At 68.1% G+C, this 20,845-nt stretch carries 20 protein-coding genes; 8 read left to right on the top strand and 12 right to left on the bottom strand.

Annotated elements, in window-relative coordinates; translation table 11 throughout:
* The first annotated feature begins 318 nt into the window (after positions 1–318).
* From EV668_RS15250 to EV668_RS15230, 5 genes are all read left to right on the top strand, one after another.
* Complete coding sequence (locus EV668_RS15250; protein WP_133771453.1) at positions 319–1,101, top strand: 3-hydroxybutyrate dehydrogenase; 783 nt, start codon at positions 319–321, stop codon at positions 1,099–1,101.
* A 43-nt stretch (positions 1,102–1,144) separates the two neighbouring features.
* On the top strand, positions 1,145–2,281 hold the full coding sequence (locus EV668_RS15245) for a DUF3734 domain-containing protein (RefSeq protein WP_133771451.1): 1,137 nt from the start codon (positions 1,145–1,147) through the stop codon (positions 2,279–2,281).
* Positions 2,278–3,024 carry an acetoacetate decarboxylase gene (locus EV668_RS15240; protein WP_133771449.1) on the top strand — a complete coding sequence of 249 codons (747 nt, stop codon included), beginning with the start codon at positions 2,278–2,280 and terminating at the stop codon, positions 3,022–3,024. The genes EV668_RS15245 and EV668_RS15240 overlap by 4 nt, the downstream gene beginning before the upstream one ends.
* Before the next feature lie 80 nt (positions 3,025–3,104).
* Complete coding sequence (locus EV668_RS15235; protein ID WP_133771447.1) at positions 3,105–3,362, top strand: hypothetical protein; 258 nt, start codon at positions 3,105–3,107, stop codon at positions 3,360–3,362.
* Positions 3,359–3,673, top strand: a complete 315-nt coding sequence (locus EV668_RS15230; protein WP_133771444.1) for a hypothetical protein — start codon at positions 3,359–3,361, stop codon at positions 3,671–3,673. The genes EV668_RS15235 and EV668_RS15230 overlap by 4 nt, the downstream gene beginning before the upstream one ends.
* Before the next feature lie 305 nt (positions 3,674–3,978).
* Here EV668_RS15230 and EV668_RS15225 read toward each other — a convergent pair whose 3' ends face one another.
* From EV668_RS15225 to EV668_RS15190, 8 genes are all read right to left on the bottom strand, one after another.
* The gene (locus EV668_RS15225) at positions 3,979–5,073 is read right to left on the bottom strand and encodes a class II histone deacetylase (RefSeq protein WP_133771442.1); all 1,095 of its coding nucleotides are present in this window, start codon (positions 5,071–5,073) and stop codon (positions 3,979–3,981) included.
* An 82-nt stretch (positions 5,074–5,155) separates the two neighbouring features.
* Complete coding sequence (locus EV668_RS15220) at positions 5,156–6,205, bottom strand: extracellular solute-binding protein (RefSeq protein WP_166652483.1); 1,050 nt, start codon at positions 6,203–6,205, stop codon at positions 5,156–5,158.
* Between the two features lie 38 nt (positions 6,206–6,243).
* Positions 6,244–7,872, bottom strand: a complete 1,629-nt coding sequence (locus EV668_RS15215; RefSeq protein ID WP_133771438.1) for a hydantoinase B/oxoprolinase family protein — start codon at positions 7,870–7,872, stop codon at positions 6,244–6,246.
* On the bottom strand, positions 7,869–9,887 hold the full coding sequence (locus EV668_RS15210) for a hydantoinase/oxoprolinase family protein (RefSeq protein WP_133771436.1): 2,019 nt from the start codon (positions 9,885–9,887) through the stop codon (positions 7,869–7,871). Before EV668_RS15210 ends, EV668_RS15215 begins: the two co-directional genes overlap by 4 nt.
* 66 nt (positions 9,888–9,953) lie before the next feature.
* Entirely contained in the window at positions 9,954–11,006 is a 1,053-nt protein-coding gene (locus tag EV668_RS15205; RefSeq protein WP_166652482.1) for an extracellular solute-binding protein, read from the bottom strand.
* A gap of 15 nt (positions 11,007–11,021) precedes the next feature.
* Positions 11,022–11,831: an ABC transporter permease gene (locus EV668_RS15200; protein ID WP_133771432.1), complete on the bottom strand. Its 810-nt coding sequence runs from the start codon at positions 11,829–11,831 to the stop codon at positions 11,022–11,024.
* The gene (locus tag EV668_RS15195) at positions 11,828–12,646 is read right to left on the bottom strand and encodes an ABC transporter permease (protein WP_133771431.1); all 819 of its coding nucleotides are present in this window, start codon (positions 12,644–12,646) and stop codon (positions 11,828–11,830) included. Before EV668_RS15195 ends, EV668_RS15200 begins: the two co-directional genes overlap by 4 nt.
* Positions 12,643–13,674 (bottom strand): ABC transporter ATP-binding protein, encoded by a 1,032-nt coding sequence (locus EV668_RS15190; RefSeq protein ID WP_166652481.1) that lies wholly within the window; start codon positions 13,672–13,674, stop codon positions 12,643–12,645. The genes EV668_RS15195 and EV668_RS15190 overlap by 4 nt, the downstream gene beginning before the upstream one ends.
* Positions 13,675–13,851: 177 nt before the next feature.
* Between EV668_RS15190 and EV668_RS15185 the strand changes: the two genes are divergently transcribed.
* Genes EV668_RS15185 through EV668_RS15175 form a run of 3 tightly spaced genes read left to right on the top strand, consistent with a single transcriptional unit; the run spans position 13,852 to position 16,149 of the window.
* Positions 13,852–14,472, top strand: coding sequence for a helix-turn-helix domain-containing protein (locus EV668_RS15185; protein WP_166652480.1), 621 nt, complete (start codon positions 13,852–13,854; stop codon positions 14,470–14,472).
* On the top strand, positions 14,469–15,770 hold the full coding sequence (locus EV668_RS15180) for an NAD(P)/FAD-dependent oxidoreductase (RefSeq protein WP_133771427.1): 1,302 nt from the start codon (positions 14,469–14,471) through the stop codon (positions 15,768–15,770). The genes EV668_RS15185 and EV668_RS15180 overlap by 4 nt, the downstream gene beginning before the upstream one ends.
* Positions 15,771–15,798: 28 nt before the next feature.
* The gene (locus tag EV668_RS15175; protein ID WP_133771425.1) at positions 15,799–16,149 is read left to right on the top strand and encodes a cupin domain-containing protein; all 351 of its coding nucleotides are present in this window, start codon (positions 15,799–15,801) and stop codon (positions 16,147–16,149) included.
* Between the two features lie 87 nt (positions 16,150–16,236).
* Here the strand turns inward: EV668_RS15175 and EV668_RS15170 are convergent, their stop codons facing one another.
* The 4 genes from EV668_RS15170 to EV668_RS15155 form a co-directional block, all read right to left on the bottom strand.
* The gene (locus EV668_RS15170) at positions 16,237–17,232 is read right to left on the bottom strand and encodes a Bug family tripartite tricarboxylate transporter substrate binding protein (protein ID WP_133771423.1); all 996 of its coding nucleotides are present in this window, start codon (positions 17,230–17,232) and stop codon (positions 16,237–16,239) included.
* A gap of 101 nt (positions 17,233–17,333) precedes the next feature.
* Positions 17,334–18,683 carry an LLM class flavin-dependent oxidoreductase gene (locus EV668_RS15165; RefSeq protein WP_133771421.1) on the bottom strand — a complete coding sequence of 450 codons (1,350 nt, stop codon included), beginning with the start codon at positions 18,681–18,683 and terminating at the stop codon, positions 17,334–17,336.
* A 121-nt stretch (positions 18,684–18,804) separates the two neighbouring features.
* The gene (locus tag EV668_RS15160; RefSeq protein ID WP_133771419.1) at positions 18,805–19,731 is read right to left on the bottom strand and encodes a LysR family transcriptional regulator; all 927 of its coding nucleotides are present in this window, start codon (positions 19,729–19,731) and stop codon (positions 18,805–18,807) included.
* Positions 19,732–19,790: 59 nt separating this feature from the next.
* Positions 19,791–20,762: a flavin reductase gene (locus EV668_RS15155; RefSeq protein WP_133771417.1), complete on the bottom strand. Its 972-nt coding sequence runs from the start codon at positions 20,760–20,762 to the stop codon at positions 19,791–19,793.
* Positions 20,763–20,845: the final 83 nt, after the last annotated feature.

Genomic DNA, 20,845 nt, shown 5'->3' with positions numbered 1-20,845 from the left:
GCGAGAAGGCAATCGATCTCATTGCCTATTCACATTGCTATTCTCAGCATACACAGCCTTGATTGTCAGAATCAAGACAAAGCAGCCCTTACATTGTGCCGATCATGAGCGCAACGCCGAACGATATTCGCGCGGAGAGCTTATTTTGGTTAATCGTTTCGAGCTTCCTGCGCAGGTGGGACATATCCGGCAGGAATTTGGGACGTTTGCCGGTTGTCTCGATCCGCATCCGTTTTAGCATCGCGCCCGACCGGCGCCCGGCGTCCACGGCGGCACTCGGCTGCGATCTTCGGTCCGCGGATGGAGCAGATCACCGACATGGCGAGATTTGAGAACCGGATCGCTCTCGTGACCGGAGCGGCATCGGGCATCGGCAAGAGGCTCGCCGAGCGCTTTGCGGCGGAAGGTGCCGTGGCCGTGATCGCGGATCTGAAGCTGGATGCGGCGCAGGCGACGGCGGACGAGATCGTGGCGAAGGGCGGAAAGGCCTATGCCGTCGTCATGGATGTCAGCGAAGAGGAGCAGGTCGGCAAGGCCATCGACGAGGTGGTTGCTCACTTCGGCAGGATCGACGTCCTCGTCTCCAATGCGGGCATCCAGATCGTCAAGCCGCTCGTCGATTTTGGCTTCGGGGATTGGAAGAAGATCCTCGCCATCCAGCTCGACGGCGCATTCCTGACCACCCGCGCCTGCCTGCCGCACATGTACAAGGCCGGGTATGGCCGCGTGGTCTATGTGGGCTCCGTCCATTCGAAGGAAGCCTCCAAGCTCAAGGCAGCCTACGTCACCGCCAAGCACGGGCTGATCGGCCTCGCCAAGGTGCTGGCCAAGGAAGGCGCCGAGCACAATGTCGCGGCGAATGTCGTCTGCCCCGGCTTCGTCCGCACGCCGCTGGTGGAGAAGCAGATCCCCGAACAGGCGAGCGAACTCGGCATGTCCGAGCAGGATGTGGTCCGGACGGTGATGCTGAAGGACACGATCGATGGCCAGTTCACGACCGTGGACGAGGTTGCGGACATGGTGCTGTTCTATGCGAGCGCCTCCTCCGTGGCGCATAGCGGCCAATCGGCGGTGGTGAGCCACGGCTGGTTCATGCAATAGGCGCCGCAGGCTCCCGGTCTCGGAACCTCATCGGAACGACATCATGGCGACCCCCACCCGCTCGTCCGGCTTGAACGTCGCTGTGCTTCAAGGCGGCGGCGCGCTCGGCTCCTACCAGGCCGGCGTCATCGAAGCGGCGGAGGAGCGCGGCGCCGGCATTGACTGGGCGGCGGGCGTGTCGATCGGGGCGATCAACTCCGCCCTGATCGCCGGCAATCCGCCGGAGCGCAGGCTCGAGCGGCTGCGCGAGTTCTGGGGACAGGTCTCGTCAGGCGTCGGAGTTCCGCTGTGGCCGAGCGAGCACCTCCATGCCTCGGTCAACGAGCTCAGCGCGGCTCTCGTCACACTCACCGGCGTTCCGGGCTTCTTCCGTCACCACATCCCCCCGCGGGCGCTGTACGGGGCGGGGCTTCCGGGGCCCGTGAGCTACTACGACACCTCGCCGCTGAGGGAGACCTTGCTGAGGCTGGTCGATTTCGACCTGGTGAACTCCCGGAAAACCCGCCTCAGCGTCGGCGCCGTCGACGTGGAGACGGGGAATGTCGTCTTCTTCGACAACCACAGCCACGTCATCCGCCCCGAACATATCATGGCATCGGGCGCGCTGCCGCCGGGCTTTCCGCCCGTCCAGATCGACGGCCGCTACTACTGGGACGGGGGGCTCGTCTCGAACACGCCGCTCCAGCATGTGCTCGACTGCGCGACCGACGAGAACATGTCGATCCTTCAGGTCGACCTGTTCCCCGCACGGGGACCGATGCCGCAAACGCTCGATCAGGCCAGCGTGCGCGAGAAGGACATCCGCTATTCGAGCCGGACCCGGCTCAACACGGACGCCCAGGTCGAGCTCCACCGCACGAAGGAGGCTCTGCGGCGCCTCCTCGCAAAGCTGCCGCCGGAGCTTCGGGACGACGAGGACGTCGCCCATCTGCTCGAGAGCTCGAAGGAGCCCTCCATCTCGATCCTTCAGCTCATCTACCGAAGCCGGCCCTACGAGGGGAGCGCGAAGGATTACGAGTTCTCGCGCTCGACGATGCTGGAACACTGGACCGCCGGTCTCGACGACGCGCGGCGCTCCTTCGATCATCCGGACTGGCTCGGTCGCCGCCGCTCGCTCGGCATCAGCCTCTACGATCTCACGGATCGCCGCGGGACAAACGAAGACGAGGACAAGCGATGACCCGAGACGAAATTCTCGCCGCCAGCTCGATGCCGGTCGCGAGCCCGAGCTATCCGAAGCCCCCGAACCGCTTCATCGGGCGCGAGTACCTGATCATCTCCTACGAAAGCGACCCGGACCTGATCCGAGCCGCCTTGCCGGAACCGCTGGAACCGGCCCCGGGCAACATCGTCTCCTACGAGTGGATGAAGATGCCCGATTCGTCCGGGTTCGGGGATTACCAGGAGAGCGGCCTGGCCATCGCGGCCCTCTACAAGGGCGAGCCCTGCAGCTTCTCGGTCCAGATGTATCTGGACGACGAGCCGCCCATTGCCGGCGGCCGGGAAATCTGGGGCTTCCCGAAGAAGTGGGGCATCCCGCGGCTCAAGGTGATCAAGGACACCCTCACGGGCACCTTGTTCTACGACGACATCCCCGTCGCGATCGGCACGATGACCTACAAGCATCGCAGCCTCGAAGACCAGTTGGACGCGGTGCGGGACGGGATCGGCGGCCTGAACGTCAATCTGAAGCTGATCCCCAAGGTCGACGGCACGGGAATGGATGTCGCGCAGCTCATCGGCTACAATCTCACCGACATCACCGTCCATGGCGCCTGGGAAGGCGATGCCCGCCTGCATCTCGTCCCGCACGTCAATTGCCGGGTCGCGGACCTGCCGGTGAGGAAGATCGTGAAGGCGCGCCATCAGGTCGTCGACTTCACGCTTCCCTATGGGCGCGTCCTCCACAACTACCTCGCATAGCGGGACGGCCCCAGCGCAAAGCGCCGCGAGGACGCCGCACGCGACTCGACTCCGGCGACGTTTGTTCTCATAATGTTCCTATGAGCCGCGTCGCCTCTCCACCCGTTCCAACGGCCGTCCCGGCTGTGACCGAGGAGGATGTCGATGCCGTGCTGGCCGAATTCGGCGGCGACGCGCGCGCGGCGGTGCGGGGGCTGCTGAACGATCTCGACACGCTGGCGCGGGATCACGCAGCCTCGGTCAGCCACGGCTTTGTCCGCGGCGACCTTCCGAGGCTGCTCCTGCCCTCGCGGCGGGCGCAGATTGCGGAGGCCGGCGGGACAGGCTCGGGACGGTGAGCGATCCTCCGGTGACGCCCGACGGCCGATACATCGTGGTCCGCGGCCGGCTTTGGCGCCGATCGAACCCGAACCTGCCCGAGCCGGAACGCGCGCGGCATGTGGCGGCGCTGATGGATGCGCGGCGCCGCGTCGGCCACGCCAGACGGTCCGGCCGCATTGAGGATCTGCGGGACGCCCGTGCCGCCGTCGATGCGGCGAAGCGCGCGCTCGGCGAACGCGGCCCGGTCTGGTGGACCGACGGCGCGCCAGACCTGAACCGCCACATGGCCCGGACGACGATCTATGCCGATTGGTTCGCCGCTCTCTGACGACGGCAGCCGAAGGCCGGGCGCGGGCCGTGTCGGCTTGACCCGCGAGGCGGCTGGGCTACCCTGCACCGGTGGTCGCTCCGTGCGCGCCATGCCCGGTTCGGGCTGGCCAATCGTCGTGCTCGACGAGGCGTAGGCAGGAGCCGACCTCTTCCCCCCTTCACGGCATCGTGACGCCTCGCCCGATCGGCGGCGCGAGCCATCGCGGCGCGGTCGACACCGCACCGGGGCAGGTCGTCCGCGTCGTGGAGCGCGCACTGGAGGGGAAGGAAGGCGCACGCGGCGGGCGGACCGCCTCCCGCGCGTCAGGAATGCAGCCCTGCCGCCGTCGCGGCCAGCGAAACCGCTGCCTCCTGGTGGGGTTGCAGAACCTGGCCGGGCTGACGCTTCACGCCGTCCTTGAACGGGTCGACGATGTCGGTCCTCTGTCCCGACAGCGTCTCGAGGATCGCAAGGCCGAGATAGGGCACGAGCTGCGGCGCGTAGCCCCCTTCGTGGCAGAGGACCAGCCGGCCCTCGCAGAGCTCGGCCGCCGCCTCCATCACCGTCGCCGTCAGGTGCCGGTAGCTGTCCGAATGCAGGATCATCCGTCCGAGCGTGTCGTGCGAGCATGCATCGAGGCCGGACGCGACGAGGATCAGGTCGGGCGCGAAGCGGCGCAGCGCGGGAACGACGACACGCTCGAAGGCCGCGCGATAGGCGCCCTCCCCCGAGCCGGGCGGCAGCGGCACGTTGATGTTGGTCCCGGCCGCGTCGGACCCGCCCGTCCACTCGACGCCGCCGCATTCGCCGGCAGACCCCGCACCGAACAGCGCCTCCTGATGCAGCGAGATCGTGAGGACACGGGGATCGTTCCAGAAGATGTCCTGGGTGCCGTTGCCGTGATGGACGTCCCAATCGACCACGGCCACGCGCCGCAATCCGCGCGCCTCGATGGCGTGCAGGGCGGCCACCGCGACGTTGTTCACGAGGCAGAAGCCCATCCCCGCGTCGCGCTCCGCATGATGGCCGCAGGGGCGCAGGAGCGCATAGGCGTTGGCGACCGTGCCGTCGACGACCCCGTCCACGGCCGCCATCGCGGCCCCGGCGGCGAGCCGGACGATCGACAGGCCGCCAGCCGCCAGATGGGCGAAGGGGGCGAGGCTGCCGCCGGTCCGGTCGACCGCGCGGAGGCGATCGAGATAGGCCGGGCTGTGCGCACGCAGGATCGCCGCATCCTCGGCTTCGCCGAACGGGAGCGCGACGAGCTTCGCCAGGAGGCCGGACGCATCGACGAGGTTGCGGATGCGCCGCTTGCCCTCCGCGGTGTCGGGCGTCGGGAACGGCTCCATCCCGGGAAACGGATAGGGGCCGGCCTCATGCCAGGCGAAGCGTTCGTGCCAGAGGAAGGCGGTCGGCATGGCAGGCCTCAGGTTCGATCGAAAGCGGCGGCCGGGTCGGACCGGGCGGTCCCTGCCGGCCCGGCACTACACGAGCCGTCCGTCACCGCGCTTCGGTGATGATGCGCTCGACGAGGCGGACCCGCTCCTCGAACTTCTCGGCGATCGTGAACCAGTTCGGCGACCAGGTGCCCTGTCGGACCTTCTCGACCGTCGTCCCGAGGTCGCGTTCGATGTCCGGCGGCAGGGTGGTGGTGGTCAGCGGCAGGAAGCCGCTCCGCGCGGTTTCGAGTTGCTTCTGCGGATCGATGGCCTCGTTGAGGAAGCGGATCGCGGCGGCGCGGTCGGGCGCGCCCTTCGGCACCGCCAGCATGTAGGACAGGGCAAGGCCGCCATCGGCGGGCAGCGTCATCGCGATGCTGGTCTGGCCTGCCTGCCGCAGGTTCTGGATCTGGCCGGAGTAATAGGGGGCCGCGACGATCTCGCCCGTGGCGAGCTGCTGCTGCAGCGAGGCCATGGAGGTGTAGGCGGTGCCGGCATTCTTCGCGACCGCCCGCAGCATCGGGATGCCGGGCTCGATATTGGTCTCGTCGCCGCCATTGAGCTTGGCGTAGAGCGTCAGGTCGTAGGGCGCCAGGAAGACCGGGCGGGTGATCGAGATCTTGTCCTTCCAGCGGGGCTCGGCCAGCACCTTCCAGGACGGGAAATCCTCGGCCTTGGCGAGCTCGGTATTGTACGCGATTCCGTAGAACAGGAAGTACATCGGCATCCCGATCAGCTTGCCGGCCGCGTTGCGGACCCAGAACTGCTCGGGAATCTTGCGGATGTTCGGGATCTCGTCTTCCGTCAGTTCCTCGAGCAGGCCCTTCTGCGCGAGGGTGCCGGCCTGGAAGGACGCCGCGATGATGACGTTGTGCTGAGGCCGGCCCTGGGCCGCCGCGATCACGGCCGCCGGATCGGGCACCTCCGCGATGGTGACGGGGATCCCGGTCGCCTTGGTGAAGGATCCGGCGAAGGTCTCGCGGAAGCGCTTGGAGCTGCCTCCGCCCCAGGTCGCCATGATGACGCGTCCGCCCGACGCTCGCGCGGTGCGCGGAATGGCGCCTGCGGCGAGCGCACCGGAACCGAGGAGAAGCGAGCGGCGATCGAACATGTGAGACATCTCCCTGGAGGGCCTGCCGTCCCGCGATGTCACGCGGTCACGTAACCCTGTTTCTGATCGAGCTTGATCGCAGCCTCGTCGCGGGCCGAGGCCTCGCCGAAGCCGCCGCCGCCACCAGAGGCGAGGACGATGAGGTCCCCGCGGCGCAGCGGAAGGTCGTCCTTGGTCCGCACGGTGATGACCTCGTCCCCCCGATGGACGAAACACCCACCCGGCGCCCCCGGCTCGCCGCCGGCGAGCCCCGCCGCCGGGAACTTGAAGCGATCCGCATAGATCGACAGACGGACGCCGTCCTCGAGGATGCGGTAGGTCCGGGTCGATCCCATGCCGCCGCGGTGACGCCCCCTGCCGCCGCTATCCGGCCGCAGCTCGTAGGACTCGATGCGGAAGAAGTCGTAATCCGCGTCGATCTGCTCGACCGGCGTGTTGGTGCAGTTGGACAGGGGTCCGGCGACGGCATCGCAGCCGTCGCCCTTCGCGGATCCGCCATAGCCGCCGTCGCGCAGTTCCAGGAACACGCGGAAGCGGCCATCCTTCAGGTGGCTGAGGCAGAATCCCGTGGTGCAATCGTAGCCCGGCGCGACAGCCCGGTCTGGAATGGCCGCGCCGAAGGCCTTGAGCACGACGTCGTAGGACCGGAAGGCGGCCTCCATGCGCGCCCGCACCGGTGCCGGCGGATTGGGGTTGAGGAGGCTCCCCCGAGGCGCCGTGATGCTGACGGCCCGAGTCGCGCCTTCGTTGAAGGGCACGTCGTCTCCCGTGAGCACGGATTTCACGCAGGCGAGCGTCGCCGAGACGGTGGAGGCGAAGGGCGCGTTGAGGTTCGACTTCACCTGCGGGCAGGTACCCTCGAAGTCGACGGAGAGCTGGTCCCCCGCGACCGTCAGCTTGACCTTGATGGCGAGCGGCTCGTCCGACAGGCCGTCGTCGTCGAGGCAATCCTCGCCGAAATAGGTGCCGTCCGGGATCGCCCTGACCGCGGCGCGCACCCGCCGCTCAACATAGGCGATCATCTCGCTCATCGCCGCCTTCACGGTCGCCGGGCCGAACTTCGCAGCGAGTTCCCGGACCCGGTCGGCACCGACGGCGCAGGCGGCGAACTGGGAATCGATGTCGCCGATCGTCATTTCCGGCACGCGGAAATTCGCGGCGAGGAAGCGCTGGAACGGGCCGTCGTCCTGCCAATCGGCCTTCAGGTTGTACTTGCTCGGAGGGATGATCAGCCCCTCCTGGTAGTAGTCGGTCGCCGAGGTGTTCATGCCCGGCGCACCGCCCCCGATATCGAGATGGTGCGCTACCGAGGCGCTGAAGCCCAGCAATTCTCCCTCGAAGAAGATCGGCACGAAGATCAGGATGTCCTGAAGGTGGTGCGCGCCGTGATAGGGGTGGTTGCAGATGTAGAAGTCGCCCTCGCGCAGCGTCTCGACCGGATAGCGCTCGGCGCAGGCACGGAAGGTGATCGACAGGGAGCCGACGAGGATCGGGATGAGCTCGTCGCTCTGCGCCACCGCCTGGCCGGTGCAGTCGAGGATGCCGGTCGAGGCATCCTTGCCGTCGCGCACGACAGAGGAATAGGCCGACCGGTAGAGCTTGATCCCCATCTCGCGCGCGGCCGAGAGCAGCGCCTGGCTGATGATCGCCTGATCGACGGGATTCACGCGACTCTCCTCAGGGTCAGGTTGCCGGCCTCGTCGGACGCGGCCGTCCAGCCGGGGGGCACGTAGACGGTCGCCGTCAGGTCTTCGAGCGCGACAGGCCCGCGAATGCCGTCCGCGACGGCGCTTCGCGCCTGACGCGAGGTCTCGTGCCACCGCCCTTCGTCATAGATCCGCGCGCCGATTGTCGGGATGGCGGCCTCCGCCTCCGCCACGTCGGCGAGGCTCGGGACGGTCTCGGGCGCGACGTGCAGGCCGGCCTGGAAGGACACGATCTCGACGGATTTCACCGCCCCGAGTCCGCCGTGGCGATAGACGATCTCGTGCTCGCGCACGAAGGCGGCGACGAGGTCCGAGGCTTTCAGCTCGTCGAGCGCGGCGAGGTCGATGGGCACGCCGAGATCGTAGGCCTGGCCGACGAAGCGCATCTCCAGGATCACGTCGAAGCGGCGGTCCGGGCCGAGGCCGAGTTCGTCGGCCCGCCGCGTCAGCCCCTCGAGAAGCTCGGCGATCGTCGCCCGCACATCCGGCATCGCCTCCTCCTCGAGCCGCCGACGGCGCGTCACGCCGTCATAGACCGAGTAATCCGCGACCAGGAGCCCATAGGCCGACAGCACCCCGGCATTGGGCGGGATGAGGACCCTGTCCATCGCGAGCGCATCGGCGACCAAGGCCGCATGAAGCGGTCCCGCTCCGCCGAACGGCACGAGGACATAGTCGCGCGGATCGCGGCCTCGGCTGGTGCTCACGAGGCGGATCGCCGAGACGATGGCTTCGACGGCGATCCGGATGGCGCTGCTCGCCACCTCCTCCACCGACAGGCCGAGGGTCTCGGCGATCGGCTCGAAGGCGCGCCGGGCAGCCGCAGCATCGAGCGGAAGCGAGCCTGCGAGCTTCGCGTCGGGATTGATGCGGCCGCAGACGACATGGGCATCCGTCAGCGTCGGCGCGGTGCCCCCGCGACCATAGCAGGCCGGACCCGGATCGGCGCCGGCGCTCCTCGGGCCGACGCGCAGGAGCCCGCCATCGTCGATCCAGACGAGCGAGCCGCCGCCCGCGCCGATCGTCGTGATGTCGACCATCGGCACGAGGACCGGCAGCGTGTCGATGCGGGCTTCCTTGGTGAGGTCGGGCCGCCCGTCGCGGATCAGGCAGACATCGGCGCTGGTGCCGCCGATATCGAGCGTGATGATGTCGCGCACCCCGGACCGTGCGCTCTGGCGGATCGCGCCGGTCACGCCGGCCGCCGGCCCCGACAGAAGCGCGCTCGCCCCGTTCGAGCGGATGGCGGCGGCGGGAACCCGGCCGCCATTCGACTGCATCATCGAGAAGGCGCCGCGGAACCCGGACCCGTCGAGACGCGCCTCGATCCGGCGGAGATAGGCGTCGAGCACCGGCTGGACATAGGCGGCGAGCGTCGCCGTGCTCGCCCGCTCGTATTCGCGGAAGGCCCGGCTGACATCGACCGAGCACGTCACGGGAAGATCGGGCGCGATCCGGCGCACGAGTTCGGCGACGCGCCGCTCGTGATCGGGCCGCGCGAACGCGTTCAGGAGACAGATGGCGACGGCATCGTATCCCCCATCCCGCAGGAACGCTTCGAGGCGCGGAACCAGCGCGTCCTCGTCGAGCGCCCGGACGACGTCCCCGCCGCTGCCGACGCGCTCGGGCACCTCGAGCGTGTCGCTGCGCGGCACGAGCGGCTCGGGTTTCCGATAGAAGATGTCGAACAGGGCCTCGCGGTCCTGGCGGCGCAAGAGCAGGATGTCGCGGAAGCCTTCCGTGACCAGGAGAGCGATCCGCCCCCCCTTGCGCTCGAGGACCGCATTGGTCGCGACCGTCGAGCCGTGCGCGAAGTCGCGCACCGCCTCGAGGTCGATGCCGCCGGCCTCGACGGCATCGAACAATCCGGCATCCGGCGCGGCCGGCGTGCTGCGGACCTTGACGATCCGGATGCCGCGATCGTCGATCCGGACGAGATCCGTGAATGTCCCGCCGATCTCGATACCCACACGCATGAACATCCGTCTCCAACACCCGCCGCCGCGCCGGGAGGTCGCAACCCCGCCGAGCCGAGCGATCGATTACCGCGCTTCGTCGATGATCCTCTGGACGAGTCGCATCCGCTCCTCGATCTGGCCGGCGACGGCGTACCAGTCGGGCGCCCAGTTGCGGCCGCGGACCTCGTCCATCGTCATGCCGTAGTCCTTGGACAGGTCGGCCGGCAGCTCGACATTGTTGGAGAGCGGCAGATAGGCGTTGCGGGCCGCCTCGATCTGCTTCGGAGGCGAGATGGACTCGTTCAGGAACCGGATCGCCGCCGCGCGGCTGCCCGAGTTCTTCGGGATCGCCAGGATGTAGGACAGGACGAGACCGCCTTCCTGCGGGATCACGATGTCGACACCCTTCTCGCCGCTCCGCCTCAGAAGCTGGACCTGGCTCGAATAGAACGGCGCCGCCGAGACCTCACCGAGCGCGAGCTGCTGCTGGAGCGAGGCCATCGAGGTATAGGAGCTGACCGCATTGCGGGCGATGCCCTGGAGCAGAGGAATGCCCGGCTCGATATTCACCTCGTTCCCGCCCATCACCTTGCTGCAGATGGTGAGGTCGTAGGGCGCAAAGAAGATCGGCCTCGTGATGGAGAGCAGACCCTTCCATTTCGGTTCGGCAAGGTTCTTCCAGGACGCGAAATCGTCGGCCTTGGAGCTCTTCGTGTTGTAGGCGACGCCGTAATAGATGAAGTAGATCGGCATGCCGAGCACCTTGCCGGCCTCGTTCTTGATCCAGTATTTTTCCGGGATGTGCTTGAGGTTCGGCAGCTCGCTGGCGTCGAACTCCTCGATCAGGCCGCGGCGGGCCAGAGAAGCGCCCTGGAAAGAGGCCGCGATGATGACGTTGTGCTGAGGGCGCCCCTGCGCCGCCGCGATGGCGGCCGACGGGTCGGGCACTTCCGCGACCGTCACGGGGATCTTGGTGTCCGCCGTGAAGGGCTTTCCGAAGGCATCGCGCCACATCCGGGCCGTGCCGCCGCCCCAGCAGGCCATGACGATCCTGTCATCGGACGCACGGGCCGGGATGATCCAGGGAGCGGAGGTCAGCGCGGCGGAGCCGGCCAGGAAATCACGTCGCTTCATCATCATACATCTCCGAGCTCAGGCATTTCCGCGGGCGTCTTCTTCGATGTCGACGAAGATGCCGAGGCCGACGACGCGATCGAGCAGCAGGATCATGCCTCCGGTCATGGCGATCAGGATGGTCGAGATCGCGGCGACGACCGGATCGGCGCTATCGGCGAGGTGGCCGTAGATCTTGACCGGGAGCGTCGAGAATTCGGGCCCGACCAGGAACATCGTCACCGTGACCTCGTCGAAGCTGATGATGAAGCTGAACATCAGCGCGGCGGCGAGACCGGGCCGCAGCATCGGGATCAGCACCGTGGTGATGGTCCGCCACGGGCTCGCGCCCAGGATCTCGGCGGCTTCCGCCACGGATCGGTCGATCTGATGCAGCGAGACCGCGATCGGCCGGTAGGCGAAGGGTGCGCACAGGATGACGTGGGAGACGAACACGCCGATCATCGTGCCGTTGGCATGCAGCGCGACGAGCCAGCTCAGGAAGGCGATGCCGAGGGCGGCATGGGGAAAGAGCAGCGGCGCCAGGATCATCGTCTCGGCGATGCTGCGCGTGCGCGGCGAGGCATGTTCCAGCGCGAGCGCGGCCCCGAGCGCCGCGATCGTCGTCACGACGGCCGCGCCGGCGGCGATGCCCGCGCTCGCCACAAAGGCCATCACCCATCCGTGATCGCCCAGCACCTCTCCGTACCAGCGCAGCGAGAAGCCGGGCGGCGGGAAGGACAGGACCGCGCCGGGCGAGAACGACGCCCCGATGACGATGATGAGCGGCGCCGGCAGGAAGACGAGGACGAGAGCCGCCAGGATGCGGACGGGCAGGCTGGTCCTCATCGGGCGGCTCCGAGGCGGCGGCGCATGCGGCCTTCGACGAGCCGGAGCGGGATCACGAGGATCAGGGCCGTCGCGAGCAGGATCACCGCCATGGCGGAGGCCCGCTCGAAATTGAAGACCTGGAAGACCTCCGTGTAGATCTGCGTGCCCAGCATCCGGTCACGAAGGCCGCCAAGCAGAAGCGGCGTCACGATCGCGCCCGTCGCCATCAACAGCACCAGGGAGCACCCGCCGATCAGGCCGGGGACGGACAAGGGAAGCGTCACCGCCCGGAAGGTCTGCCAGCGCGTCGCGCCGAGGATGCGGCTCGCCTCTTCGAGGCGCCGGTCCAGTTGCAGCAGCGACGACAGGATGGCGATCACCATGAAGGGCAGGAAGACGTGCGTCAGGCCGAGGACGACCGCCGTCGGCGTGAACAGGATCCTGATCGGGGACGGGGTCGCCCCGACCGCCTGGAGCGTGGTGTTGACGAGCCCCCGCGAGCCCAGCAGCACCATCCAGCCGAAGGTCCGCACCACGATGCTGACGAGCCAGGGCGAGATCACGAGGATCAGCCAGAGATTGCGGTTGCGGCTGCGCGACAGGAACAGCGCCAGCGGATAGCCGAGCACGGCGCAGGCCGCCGTCGTGATCGTGGCGATGATCACCGTGCGGACGAGGACCGTGCGGATGCCGGGATCGCCCAGAAGCTCGACATAGACCGCGAGCCCCCGCGCCGCCGAGGAATGGACCAGCCCGACGACGGTCATCAGAAAGGCCGCCAGAAGGAGGCCCATCGGGGCAAAGAGCAGCGCGCGCGTTCCGGAGCCGATCATGCCCGAACCTTGGCGCAGGCGGATGGATCGAAGCCGAGCCGCGTGCGCGCCCCGGCATCGAGGCCCGTCGCCGCGACGCCCGGGCACAGGGCGAGCCACCGCACCCCGGAGCCCTCGACCTCGAGCCTGAGGCGCGCATGCGGCCCGACGAATTCCCGCATCGTCACCACGGCGTCCCGCTGCACCGGCAGGCCCGCGGCCGCCTCGCCGATGGCGCATTGCTCGGGCCGCACGATGAGCAGCTCGTCGGCTCCGCCGCCGACCGAGAAGCGGGCCAGATCGTCCGCGCCGAGGAGGTTCGCATCCCCCACGAATTCCGCGACGAACCGCGTCTGCGGCCGGGCATACAAGGCCTCCGGCTCCCCGACCTGCTCGAGCCGCCCCCGGTTGAAGACCGCGACGCGGTCCGCCATCGAGAGCGCCTCTTCCTGATCGTGGGTCACGAACACGAAGGTCGTCGCGGTCTCGCGCTGCAGCGCCTTGAGGTCCGACTGCAGTTGACGACGCAGTTTTGCGTCCAGCGCGGAAAGCGGCTCGTCCAGAAGGAGGACGGCAGGACGCAGAACGAGCGCCCTCGCGAGGGCGACGCGCTGCTTCTGCCCACCGGACAATTGCGGGATGCGCCGGTCGCCGAAGCTCGACAGATCGACGATCTCCAGCATCTCGGCGACCTTGGCCCGGATCTCCTGATCCGGGCGGCCGCGCATGCGCATGCCGAAGCCGACATTCTCGGCGACGGAGAGATGGGGAAACAGGGCGAGGTTCTGGAACACCAGCCCGACGTCGCGCCTGTTGGGCTGCAGGGAGCCGATGTCCCGGCCGTCGAGCAGCAATTCGCCCGAATCGGCCCGGTCGAAACCCGCGATGATCCGCAGCAACGTCGTCTTGCCGCAGCCGCTCGGCCCGAGGAACGCGACGAACTCCCCAGCCGCGATCGTTAGGTCTACGCCGTCCACGGCCCGCACCGCCCCGAAGGACTTGTGGATGGACCGGAGGTGGAGGCCGTCATGCTCGCGAGGGCTGCTCATGCCGCCAATCTTTCTGCTAGAAAAAGAAATTGCAAGGCAGATTATGTTCAGAATAAAATCTTCGCCGCCGCATTTTTCACCAACCGCGCGCCGATCGTTTGTGCTCCCCTGGGGAGCCTGCGGCACGGAGGGCCGAGCCATGCCGACAATCGCGCATCACCGAACGGACGGGCTATCGTGACGAGCCCCGCGGCCATGCAGATCGAGTCCATGGAGCCGATCGACGACGATTCTGCCGCGGGCGCAGATGCGCAGCTGGGACGGCGTATCCGCCATCTCAGGAAGGCCCGAGAGCTGTCGCTGAAGGATGTCGCGGAGCGGTCCGGGCTCTCCGTCAGCTTCATCAGCCAGATCGAGCGCGGACGCTCGTCCGCCTCCGTCCGCGTGCTCGTCCGCATCGCGAATGCGCTGAATGTCAGGCTCAGCGGTCTGTTCGACGAGAGCGATGACGACGAGGCGATCGTGCAGCGCCGGGAGACGCGGCGACGGATCGCGTTCCGTGACACCTCGATCTCCAAGGAGCTCGTCACCCCGACCCATCCCAATCCGAAGCTCGACGTCTACCTGATCACCATCGAGCCCGGCGGCTCGACGGGCGGCGCGCCCTACGCCCATTCCGGCGCCGAAGCCGGGATCGTGGTCAAAGGCGTGCTGGAACTGTGCGTCGAAGGCGAGACCCATGTGTTGCGCGAGGGCGACGGCTTCTCGTTCGACAGCAACCGGCCGCATCAATTCGGCAATCCGGGAACGGGCCTGACCCAGGTGATCTGGGTCAATTCCCGCGCGGCGGGGGAATGACCGCCTTGTCCGTCCCCTCCCGATCCGAACTCCCGGCAAGCCTCTATCGCGAGACGGCCGGCCCGGCCGCGCCGACGCCGCCTCTGGCGCAGGACAGGCGCTGCGACGTCGCGATCGTCGGGGGCGGCTTCACGGGCCTGTCGGCCGCGCTCCATCTGCGGCTGCGCGGCGTGGACGCCGTCGTGCTCGAGACCCACGAGCCCGGCTGGGGCGCCTCCGGCCGGAACGGCGGACAGGTCAATCCCGGCCTGAAGGCCGAGCCGGACGAGATCGAACGGACCTTCGGACCGGAGCTCGGCCGGCGCATGATCGCGTTGTCGGGCGGCGCCCCGGATCTGGTCTTCCGGCTGATCCGCGACCACGCGATCGCATGCGCGGCGCAGCAGACGGGCACGCTGAGAGCCGCCTTCGCGCCGCGCGACGCCGGCACGATCCAGCGCACGGCGGATGCCTGGGCCGCGCGCTCGCTCCCGACCGACTATCTCGACCGCGACGCGATGGCGCGCGCGACGGGCACCGACCGCTACCTCAACGGGGTGATCGACCGTCGCGGCGGCACGCTCAATCCCCTGGCCTATGCGAGGGGACTGGCCGAAGCCGCGATCCGCGAAGGCGCCGCGATCCATGGCCGGACGCATGTCTCGTCGATGTCCCGCCGGGACGGCCGCTGGCTTCTCACGACGCCCGGAGGCTCGGTCTCGGCGGACTGGGTGGTCCTCGCGACCAACGGCTACACGGACGATCTCTGGCCGGGTCTGAGGAAGACGGTGGTGCCGGTCTTCAGCGGCATCGTGGCGAGCGAGCCGCTGGACGAGGACCTCCGCTCCGCGATCCTGCCGGGGCGCCCCGCCGTCTACGAGATCGGCTCGATCACGACCTATTACCGCGTCGACGACGGGGGGCGTCTCCTGATGGGAGGGCGGAGCGTTCTGCATTCGGCCGAAGGGCCGGAGGCGTTCGGCTCGCTCAGCACCTATGCCCGCAAGCTCTGGCCGGGCCTGTCACGCCACGCATGGACGCATGGCTGGAACGGCCGCATCGCAATCACCCGCGATCACTACCCGCATTTTCACGAACCGGCGCCGCAGGTCATCGCCGCGCTCGGCTATAACGGCCGGGGCGTCGCGATGGCGACCGCCATGGGGAGCGAGATCGCCCGGCGCATCACCGGCACGCCGGGAGCGGAGCTTGCCATGCCCGTCACCGGCCTGCTGCCGTTTCCCTTCCACTCATTCTGGCCCATCGGCGCCGCGGCCCGCATCGCCTATGGCCGGATTCGTGACCGACTGAAGCTCTGAAAACAGGACGAGAGAGGTTCAAGACCGTATGTCGAGCATCCAGATCATCAAGGGCAGCGCACAGATCGCTCTGCCCGAAGACCGTGGCCATGTCGCGAAACCCATCAGCCAGCCGCCCTGCAGCCTGAGCGGCCAGAGCCTGGACCTGGGCGCCATCTCCCAGCGCGCCGGGCTTTGGGAATGCAGCCCCGGCTCCTTCCGCCGGGACGTCAAGGAAGGCGAGGTCATGCACATGCTGAGCGGGACCTGCACGTTCAAGCCGGACAGCGGCGACGAGATCCGCATTGGCGCCGGCGACACCGTGTTCTTCCCGCCGAATACCGGCGGCGTGTGGACCGTCGAGACGACGATCCGCAAGGTCTATGTCATCGTCGGATGACGCGGTCTGCGAGCGGGTCGACCGACCCGCTCGCCCGGCGGAGGCACGGCACCACGGCCGCGTCCGTCGTCGAGATCGAAGGGCGGCCTATTTGAGGCCGATCTCCTTCACGGTCACGCCCCACTTCCGGACGTCCTCGGCCATCAGTTCCCCGAATTGCGCCGACGTCGTCACGAACACCTCGGCGCCCAGCTTCCCGAACGTCGCCTTGATGCTGTCCTCGGCGAGGATGGCGTTGATGTCGTCGGCGATCTTGCGCACCAGGGCAGGATCCGCCTTGGCCGGGGCGAGGATGCCCCACCAGGGCGTCACGGCGAAGCCCGCGACCCCCGCTTCGGCCGCGGTCGGCACATCGGGGAGCGCCGAGGAGCGCTCCGCGCTGGTGACGGCGAGCGCCCTCACGGTTCCGGCGGCGACCTGGCCCATGATCGAGGGGATCGAGACGACGGCCAGATCGATCTGCCCCGCGATGAGGTCCGTCGTGGCCTGCGGCGCGCCGCGATACGGGACGTGGCGCAGACGAATGCCGGCCTTCGATTGCAGCATCTCGCCGATGAGGTGATTGGCCGAACCGGCTCCCGCACTGCCGTAGGTCAGCGTCGCCGGAGCGGCGCGGGCGCGCTTCACGAGCGTCGCGAAGTCCTCGATCCCCGTCTTCGGCGACGCGATGAGCAGGAAGCCCGCGCGTGCCACCGTGGCGATGGGCGAGAAATCCTTCACCGCATCGAAGGCCGTGGTCGGAAGCACATGCGGGTTCATGGCCTGCGAGCCTTCGTAGGTCATGAGCAGCGTGTAGCCGTCGGGCTCGGCGCGCGCGACGTTCTGCGCGCCGAGATTTCCGGACGCTCCGGCCATGTTCTCGACGATGACGTTCTGCTTCCACCGCTCGGAGAGCCGGGTTGCCATCGCCCGCGCGATGACGTCGGTGGTGCCGCCCGGGGCCTGGCCCACGACCAGCCGCACGAACCGGCTGGGAAAGGCGGCGACGGCGTCATCCGCCTGGGCGATATCTGGCACGGCGACCAATGCCGCCATTCCGGCCACGACGGCAAACGCCGCCCGCCGCGTTCCGACCACGATCATGTCCTCCCCACTCCGTTCTGTTCTTCGGCCCGGCGACTTTTGCGCCGAGCCGGCCCTGGTCACGTCATCCCCGCGGCGAGGCCGAGGCCGAGCCGCGGGCGTCAGCCGGCCCTACGCCAACTGCCGCGCTCCGGCCTTGCAAGCCCCAGGTTTTCGCGCAAGGTCGAACCAGCATAATCGCGTTGAAAAATGCCGCGTCGCTGCAATTCGGGCACGACGAGCCGAACAAAGTCCTCGTAGGCACCCGGCGAATGCGTGGCCGAAACCACGAAGCCATCGCACGCGGTCGTGAACCATTCTTCCATCTGGTCGGCGACACTGGTCGCGGTCCCGACGAAGACCGGGAGTTCCCGGATCGTGCCGCGACCGCTCGCGCGCACGAGTTCCGCGACGGTCGGGTTCGGCTTGCCCGACATCTTCACGGCCCGGTCGCGGATGTTCTGCATGCCGCTGATCGCCTCGAGTTCTTCGGCCGAGAAGGCCTCGTCGGGGTCCTTGGCCGACAGGTCGTAGTTCAGCACCTCGGACAGCAGCGCCATCGCGTCGGCCGGCTTCGCCAGGCTCTCGATCAGGGCGCGCTTGTCTTCGGCCATGGCCTGCGTCTCGCCGACGATCGGATACACGGCCGGGGCGATCGCGGTCGTCTCGCGCCCGGTCTTGGCGAGATGGTCCTTCATCTCCCGGTAGGACGCCTGGCCGACCGCGAGGTTCGGATAGATCACGAAGATCAGTTCGCCCCAGCGCGAGGCGAAGGTCTTGCCCCGCCCGCTCTGTCCCGCCTGGATGATGACGGGATGCCCCTGGTTCGAACGGGGCACGGTGAACGGACCGCGCGACTTGAAGAAGCGCCCGTCATGGTCGAGCCGATGGACCTTGGCCGGATCGGCGAAGAGCCCCTCCGCCTTGTCGTTGCGGATCGCGTCGTCCTCCCAGCTGTCCCAGTGGCCGTGGACGACCTCCATGAACTCGTCGGCCCGGTCGTAGCGAAGATCGTGCGCGAGATGCTCGGAGCGGCCGAAATTGGCGGCCTCCGAATTGTTGACCGAGGTGACGACGTTCCAGGCCGCGCGCCCGCCGAGGAGCAGGTCCATGGTGGCGAAGGAGCGCGCGACGTGGAACGGCTCGTAATAGGTCGTCGAGTAGGTGCAGCCGATGCCGAGCCTCTCGGTCGCGAGGCCCATGGTGAGCGCCGTCAGCATCGGGTCGAGCTTGGCGGCCCGAATGCCATGCTCGATGGTGAGCGCGAAATCGTCGCCGAACCGGTCCGGGATCGCCAGCCGGTCGTCGAAGAACGCAAGATGAAACTTTCCATCCTCCAGGATACGGCCGATCCGCTGATAGTAACGGCTGTCGTGCCAGTCAGTCCCGGACGACGGGTATCGCCAGGAGGCCGGATAGTTGGAACAATTCTGCGCCTGCATGAAGGCGATCAGTTTCATTTGGCGGGGCATAGGCGCCTCATCAGGATCGGAAACAGGGCGAGGCACATCATGCCGTACCGAGGTCGCAAGCAACCGAAATAGCTAGTCGTGGCAGCGACCTCGTGGCAAATGCATTTATCTCAATGATTGGTCAGTTTCTCTGATCGGTTCCGGCCCGGCCGGCATCCCTGCGCTCGAACCGCGCCGCCACGAGATCCGCCAGGCGCTGCGCGGCGGGCGACAGGGCCTGGCCGCGCAGGGTGATGATGTCGAGCGACCGCTCCAGTCTCGGATCGACGATCGGAAGCGCGCGCAGCCCCTTTCCGAGCCTCGGCGGCACCGTCACCTTCGGCAGCACGGCAACTCCCAGCCCCGCCCGCGCGAAGGCGACGAGGGTCTGGGCGTGAAGGATCTCGTAGCGGATGTCGAAGGTGAGGCCGCGGGCGGCCATTTCCCGCTCGAGATTGCCGCGAAGAGCGGCCGAGCGCGAGTACATCAGCACCGGCAGCCGGGCGAGATCGGCCAACGTGATCTCGTCTCGCTCGGGCGTGTCGAAGGCCTTGGGCACGAGCGCGAGGATCGGATCGCTGGCGAAGGGACGGAAGGCGAAATCTCCCGCCCAGGCGACGCCGGGCCCGATGCCGAACTCGACATCCCGCCGGGCGACGGCCTGGAGCAGGTCGTCCGATGCCAGTTCCCGCAACGTGACCCTGATCCGGGGAAAGTCGCGCTGATAGAGCGCGAGGATCGGCGGCAGCATGGTCGCGGCGACGCTCGGCACGCAACCGAGCGACAATTGCCCGGTCTGCATGTCGGCCGCCTCGCGCAGGCTTTCGAGCCCGGTCTTCAGCTCCGCGAGGGCGCGCCGAGCCGAGCCGAGCAGCACTTCGCCTTCCGCGGTCAGCTGAACGCGGCGCGTCGTCCGATGGAACAGCACGAGGCCGAGCTGGTCCTCGAGCTGCTTGATCTGCATCGACACCGCCGATTGCGATCGGCGCACCACGTCGGCCGCCTTGCGGAACGAGCCGGTCTCGGCGACCGACAGGAAGGCCGCGAGCGTCTTCAGATTGATCTGCATCGCCGTCTCCCCCGAGCCGCCGCCCGAGCCGCCGCCCGGACCGTCCCGATCCTAGCGCGTCACGTTCGGGCCGCCTCCGACCATCCGGACGCCCTCGCGTCCTGGGCCGGCAGAAGCCTCTGCAGGAGTCGCTTCAGCAACTGCACCTCGGCGGGCGTGAAGCTTTCCGTCGCATCCGCCTCCGTTGCCTTCGCGATGGCGATGACCTCGATGAAGGCCGCCCGGCCGGCCTCCGTCAGACCGAGAGAGGTCTCGCCCTCCGCAGCCGGCGGCGCCTCGATCATGCCCCTCTGCCGCAGCGCGTCGATCACGTCCCGGGTCACTCCGTACCCCCTGTGTTCGACCGAGGCGGCGAGCTGCGGGAGGGTCATCGGACCGTGCATGCTGAGCATGGCGATGGTGAAGTATTCCGCCTCGCTCCAGCCCAGCCGCAGACGCTCCTGCACCGTGTCGTGGCGCAGGTGATGATAGGCCCGGGCGATGTGGTAGAGGAGATCGACGGGGGAGAGGCTCCGATTGCCGGCATCGGTCGGGTCGGATCGCTCGTCCCGGTCACGCTTGACGACCCATGCATAATCTCCGCCGTGGAAGGCCAGCGGCTGGCTCTGGGAATGCGTGAACCGCGTCACCTCGCCGACGAAGATCACATGGTCGCCGCCCTCGTGCTGGAAGGCGGTCCGGCACTCGAACCGCGCCGTGCAATCGCGCAGCAGCGGGGTGCCGTCCTCTCCCCGGTCGAAGGCGAGGCCCTGAAACCGGTCCACGCCGCGCGTCGCGAAACGCGTCGACAGCTCGGCCTGATGCGCCGCCAGGACATGCACGGCGAAGGATCCCGCCCGACGGAACGTGTCGATGTTGCTCGAGCTTTTCCCGAGGCTCCAGAGGATCATGGGAGGATCGAGCGAGACGGAATTGAAGCTGTTGGCCGTCATGCCGACATCGCCGGCCTCGGGATCGCGCGTGGTCACGATCGTCACGCCGGTCGCGAAGGCTCCCAAAGCGTTCCGGAACGACTTGGCATCGCTCGTCATCGACACAACTCCTCACCGCTCGGCCTCGCCAGGCGCGGCCAAAGCCACGCGGCGGCGTCCGATCCTGCTCCGGATGTGCAGCG

The organism is Enterovirga rhinocerotis, assembly GCF_004363955.1.
GTDB lineage: Bacteria > Pseudomonadota > Alphaproteobacteria > Rhizobiales > Beijerinckiaceae > Enterovirga > Enterovirga rhinocerotis.
This window is presented reverse-complemented; position numbering and strand designations above follow the sequence as displayed.

What these genes read in the sequence shown, in the direction of transcription:
- EV668_RS15220 (WP_166652483.1), bottom strand. Translation starts at nt 6,205, where the DNA reads ATGTTCGATCGCCGCTCGCTTCTCCTCGGTTCCGGTGCGCTCGCCGCA.
- EV668_RS15205 (WP_166652482.1), bottom strand. Translation starts at nt 11,006, where the DNA reads ATGATGAAGCGACGTGATTTCCTGGCCGGCTCCGCCGCGCTGACCTCC.
- EV668_RS15250 (WP_133771453.1), top strand. Translation starts at nt 319, where the DNA reads ATGGCGAGATTTGAGAACCGGATCGCTCTCGTGACCGGAGCGGCATCG.
- EV668_RS15235 (WP_133771447.1), top strand. Translation starts at nt 3,105, where the DNA reads ATGAGCCGCGTCGCCTCTCCACCCGTTCCAACGGCCGTCCCGGCTGTG.
- EV668_RS15180 (WP_133771427.1), top strand. Translation starts at nt 14,469, where the DNA reads ATGACCGCCTTGTCCGTCCCCTCCCGATCCGAACTCCCGGCAAGCCTC.
- EV668_RS15165 (WP_133771421.1), bottom strand. Translation starts at nt 18,683, where the DNA reads ATGCCCCGCCAAATGAAACTGATCGCCTTCATGCAGGCGCAGAATTGT.
- EV668_RS15225 (WP_133771442.1), bottom strand. Translation starts at nt 5,073, where the DNA reads ATGCCGACCGCCTTCCTCTGGCACGAACGCTTCGCCTGGCATGAGGCC.
- EV668_RS15195 (WP_133771431.1), bottom strand. Translation starts at nt 12,646, where the DNA reads ATGATCGGCTCCGGAACGCGCGCGCTGCTCTTTGCCCCGATGGGCCTC.
- EV668_RS15200 (WP_133771432.1), bottom strand. Translation starts at nt 11,831, where the DNA reads ATGAGGACCAGCCTGCCCGTCCGCATCCTGGCGGCTCTCGTCCTCGTC.
- EV668_RS15240 (WP_133771449.1), top strand. Translation starts at nt 2,278, where the DNA reads ATGACCCGAGACGAAATTCTCGCCGCCAGCTCGATGCCGGTCGCGAGC.
- EV668_RS15160 (WP_133771419.1), bottom strand. Translation starts at nt 19,731, where the DNA reads ATGCAGATCAATCTGAAGACGCTCGCGGCCTTCCTGTCGGTCGCCGAG.
- EV668_RS15210 (WP_133771436.1), bottom strand. Translation starts at nt 9,887, where the DNA reads ATGCGTGTGGGTATCGAGATCGGCGGGACATTCACGGATCTCGTCCGG.
- EV668_RS15170 (WP_133771423.1), bottom strand. Translation starts at nt 17,232, where the DNA reads ATGATCGTGGTCGGAACGCGGCGGGCGGCGTTTGCCGTCGTGGCCGGA.
- EV668_RS15245 (WP_133771451.1), top strand. Translation starts at nt 1,145, where the DNA reads ATGGCGACCCCCACCCGCTCGTCCGGCTTGAACGTCGCTGTGCTTCAA.
- EV668_RS15175 (WP_133771425.1), top strand. Translation starts at nt 15,799, where the DNA reads ATGTCGAGCATCCAGATCATCAAGGGCAGCGCACAGATCGCTCTGCCC.
- EV668_RS15190 (WP_166652481.1), bottom strand. Translation starts at nt 13,674, where the DNA reads ATGAGCAGCCCTCGCGAGCATGACGGCCTCCACCTCCGGTCCATCCAC.
- EV668_RS15155 (WP_133771417.1), bottom strand. Translation starts at nt 20,762, where the DNA reads ATGACGAGCGATGCCAAGTCGTTCCGGAACGCTTTGGGAGCCTTCGCG.